The organism is uncultured Thermus sp., from assembly GCF_938010445.1.
GTDB classification, from domain to species: domain Bacteria; phylum Deinococcota; class Deinococci; order Deinococcales; family Thermaceae; genus Thermus; species Thermus altitudinis.
Map to the genome: position 1 here is coordinate 1 of NZ_CALLUR010000056.1, position 3,226 is coordinate 3,226.

3 protein-coding genes are annotated in these 3,226 nt (G+C 68.1%); 2 read left to right on the top strand and 1 reads right to left on the bottom strand.

Features of this window, described 5'->3' with window-relative positions; genetic code table 11:
- The first annotated feature begins 14 nt into the window (after window positions 1-14).
- Window positions 15-1,244 carry an alpha/beta hydrolase gene (locus tag Q0693_RS03120; protein WP_298629138.1) on the top strand — a complete coding sequence of 410 codons (1,230 nt, stop codon included), beginning with the start codon at window positions 15-17 and terminating at the stop codon, window positions 1,242-1,244.
- On the opposite strand, the gene Q0693_RS03125 is transcribed toward Q0693_RS03120, so the two are convergent.
- Window positions 1,177-2,592 carry an NAD(P)/FAD-dependent oxidoreductase gene (locus tag Q0693_RS03125; RefSeq protein WP_298629135.1) on the bottom strand — a complete coding sequence of 472 codons (1,416 nt, stop codon included), beginning with the start codon at window positions 2,590-2,592 and terminating at the stop codon, window positions 1,177-1,179. The two genes, Q0693_RS03120 and Q0693_RS03125, sit on opposite strands and share 68 nt — an antisense overlap.
- A 97-nt stretch (window positions 2,593-2,689) precedes the next feature.
- Between Q0693_RS03125 and Q0693_RS03130 the strand changes: the two genes are divergently transcribed.
- A partial coding sequence (locus Q0693_RS03130) for an NAD(P)H-binding protein (protein WP_298629136.1) occupies window positions 2,690-3,226 on the top strand: 537 nt, incomplete at its 3' end.

Here is a 3,226-nt window from a genome sequence, read left to right on the forward strand (position 1 = left end):
GCCTTCCCCTTGCCTTGGCCTTCTCCTTGGCCCTAGCCCAAGAGTACCTCCCCCTGCCGGGGGCGGCCACGGGCCACGGACCCTTGGACCGAAGCTATGCCCTGGTCTACCGGGCGGAAAGCCCTAGGGCGGTCCTCCTCCTGGTGCCCGGCCTCTTGGGAGGCAGCACCAACTTCGCCCTCCTGGCCGAGCACCTAAGGGAACGGCAGCCGGCCCTCGAGGTCTGGGCCTGGGAAAGGCGGGCGAATGGACTGGAGGACCGCCAGGGGTTTCTCCAGGAGGACCCCCTGGCCTACTACGGGAACCTTCCCCAGCCCGACCTGAGCCCCTTGCGCCAATGGGGCCTGGAGGTGCACCTCGAGGACCTAGACCTGGCAGTGGAGGCCGCCCGTCAGAGGGCCCCGGTGGTCCTGGCCGGCCACTCCCTGGGGGCCAGCCTGGCTACCCTCTATGCCTGGGCCCATGGGGAGAGGCTCTCGGGCCTGGTGCTCCTGGATGGCGGCCTACCCGATACCCCTCTTTCCCCGGAAGCCTTCTGGGAGGGAACCTCTACCCCCTTCGGCCCCTTCCCGGGCCTTAGGGCCCTGCTTGCGGGCCAAGCGGACCCCGTCTTTAGACTCCCCTTTCTCTCCCCCAAGGGCCTGGCCCTGGCGGAGGCCGAGGCCTTTGTGGCGGCCCAACGACCCTTGGAGGTGGTACCTTGGGGCCCTTACCGGGCCACCCGGGAGGCGCAGGCCCTCATCAAGGTGGACGACCACTATAGCCTCTTCCCCATCTTCAGCGTGAGCGTAGGCCGGGCCTGGGCCCGGGAGGGCCTGAGCCTCCTTGGCCTTCTCCAGGGGAGGTTGGTGCAGACGGTGCGGGGTCCCAGGGGAAGGGTGGTGGAGTGGCGGGACACCGGGGAGGCCACGGACCCCCGGGCCTTCTTGCGGTCCTATGCCCGCCCTCAGACAGGCTTTTCCGAGTGGTACTTCCCCTTCCGCCTCCTCTTGGAAACGGCGGGGTATCCCCACACGGGGCTAGGGCTTGTCCCCAAGGCCCTCCCCTACCCCATCCTGGCCCTAGGGGCGGGAAGGGGCCTGGTCCCTGACCCCCAGGGTTTTCGTCTGGAAAAGGTGCTCCCTGGCACCCAAGCCCAGGTGCGGGTGCTGGAGGGCCTGACCCACCTGGACATCCTTACGGAGCGGGAAGGCCGGACGGCACAGGCCATCCTGGCATATCTAAGCAGGCTAGGGCTTCTCTGAAGCCCAAATAGGCTAGGGCCAGCCGGGCGGCGCGCAGGCCGGAGAGGGCCGCGGCGGGAATCCCCTGCCCGGGAAACACCCCTTCCCCCACCCGGAAGGCGTTTTCCAAAACCCGCACCCGCGGGAACCGCCAGGGATGGGTTTGGGGATACCCGCCCACCCAGGCCCGGCCCACAAAGCGGCGGTAGGTAAGGGGGGTGGCGGCAAAGAGGAGCTCCGCCTCCCTCAACCCCGGCAAAAGGCCTTCCCCCAAGGAAAGGGCCCTCTCCTGCCAGAGGGCCTTCAGGCGTGCGTACTCCGGGGCGGAAACACCCAGCCAGGGGTCCAAGGGGGTGTGGAGGGAGAGGGAGAAGACCGTCTTCTTCCCCTCTGGGCGCAGGGACAGGAAAGCAAAAGGCCTCTCCTTGGCGTTCTGCCGGTAGAAGGGCGGGTTGACCGCGAAGGGCAAGACCCCATAGACCACAAAAGCCCCCCAGGCGTCCCGGGGTACCGCCTCAGGTAGACCCAGAAGGGGCCTGGGGGGCACGTTCAGGAGGAAGACCTCCCCTTTCAACACCTCCCTTTCCCCTCGCCGCCGGCCTCCATAGGCCACCTCCGCACCCACCACCTTCCTCCCTTCCCGCAGGAGACGGAGGACCCGGGCCCGGTAGCGCACCTCTAAACCCTCCGCCAAGGCCTCCGCCACCTGGCCCACGCCCCCTGGCACCAGGGCGGGGCCTAGGTGGGGAAGATCCAGGGCCAGGGCCGCGTACAGGGCATAGGCGTCTTGGGATTGGGCGCTGATGAGAAGTTGGGCCTCGAGGAAACGCCGAAAACCAGGGATGCCGGGGGCCCGGGCGGAAGCCCGCCGCCACAGGTCAGGAAGAAGGGGGGCAAGACCCGGGAGGCGGCGGGCCAAGGGGAGAACCTCCTCCCTCTCTGGAGGCCAGGCCAGCCACGGGGACAGGGCCAAAAGCCTCCTCGCCCTGTCCTCCTGCCAATCCCAAAAGGGCAGGACCTTGGGGCCAAACGCCTCCTTCTGGGCACGCTTTTCCTCCTCACGGCCCACGGGGCGCACCACCCTGCCCTGAGGCAGGTGCACCTCCATGAGGGGGAAGCCTTGGGGCAAGGGCTTCACCGGCCAGCTGAGCCCCACGAGGCGGCCCACCACCTCCAGGGGGGCGCCGGGGGCCAGGCCGGAGACCAAGGTGGCCCCCGCATCAAAGCGGTAGCCCTTGTGGTAAAAGCTTCCCGCCAGGCCACCTGGGTAGGTGTGGGCCTCCAGGACCACCACCTCGAGGCCCGCCTTCCTCAAGAGCCGCGCCGCCACCAGTCCCCCGATCCCTGCCCCCACCACCACCGCCCGCACGCCCCCTAGGCTATGGGGCTTTCCCCCAGGAGACCTTGGCGCAAGCTATAGAGGTAGCCGCCACCCAGTCCCTATGGCTACCCCCTAAACTGAGCCCATGACCCTTCTGGTGACAGGAGCCACCGGATACGTGGGGGGCCGGCTAGTCCCCCGTCTACTGGAAAGAGGGCACAGGGTTCGGGTACTGGTGCGCAATCCCCTTCGCCTCCAGGGCCGGCCCTGGGCAGAACAGGTAGAGGTGGTCCAAGGCGATCTGGCCAACCCCGAGGACGTACGCCGGGCCCTTTTAGGGGTGGATGCAGGCTACTACTTGGTGCACGCCATGCTTTCGGAAACGGACTTTGCCCAAGCCGAAGAAACACAGGCGCTGACCTTTGCGCGCCTAGCCAAAGAGCTCGGCGTGGGCCACGTGGTCTACCTAGGTGGCCTCCTGCCGCCCACTGGCACACCTTCCCACCACTTGCAAAGCCGGGCCAGGGTGGGGGAGATCCTGCGAGCCCACCTCCCCACCACCGAGTTCCGCGCTGGCCCCATCGTGGGTTCGGGTTCTGCCAGCTTTGAGATGGTCCGTTACCTCACGGAGCGCCTCCCGGTGATGGTGGCACCTCGCTGGATTCTGAACCCCGTGTCCCCC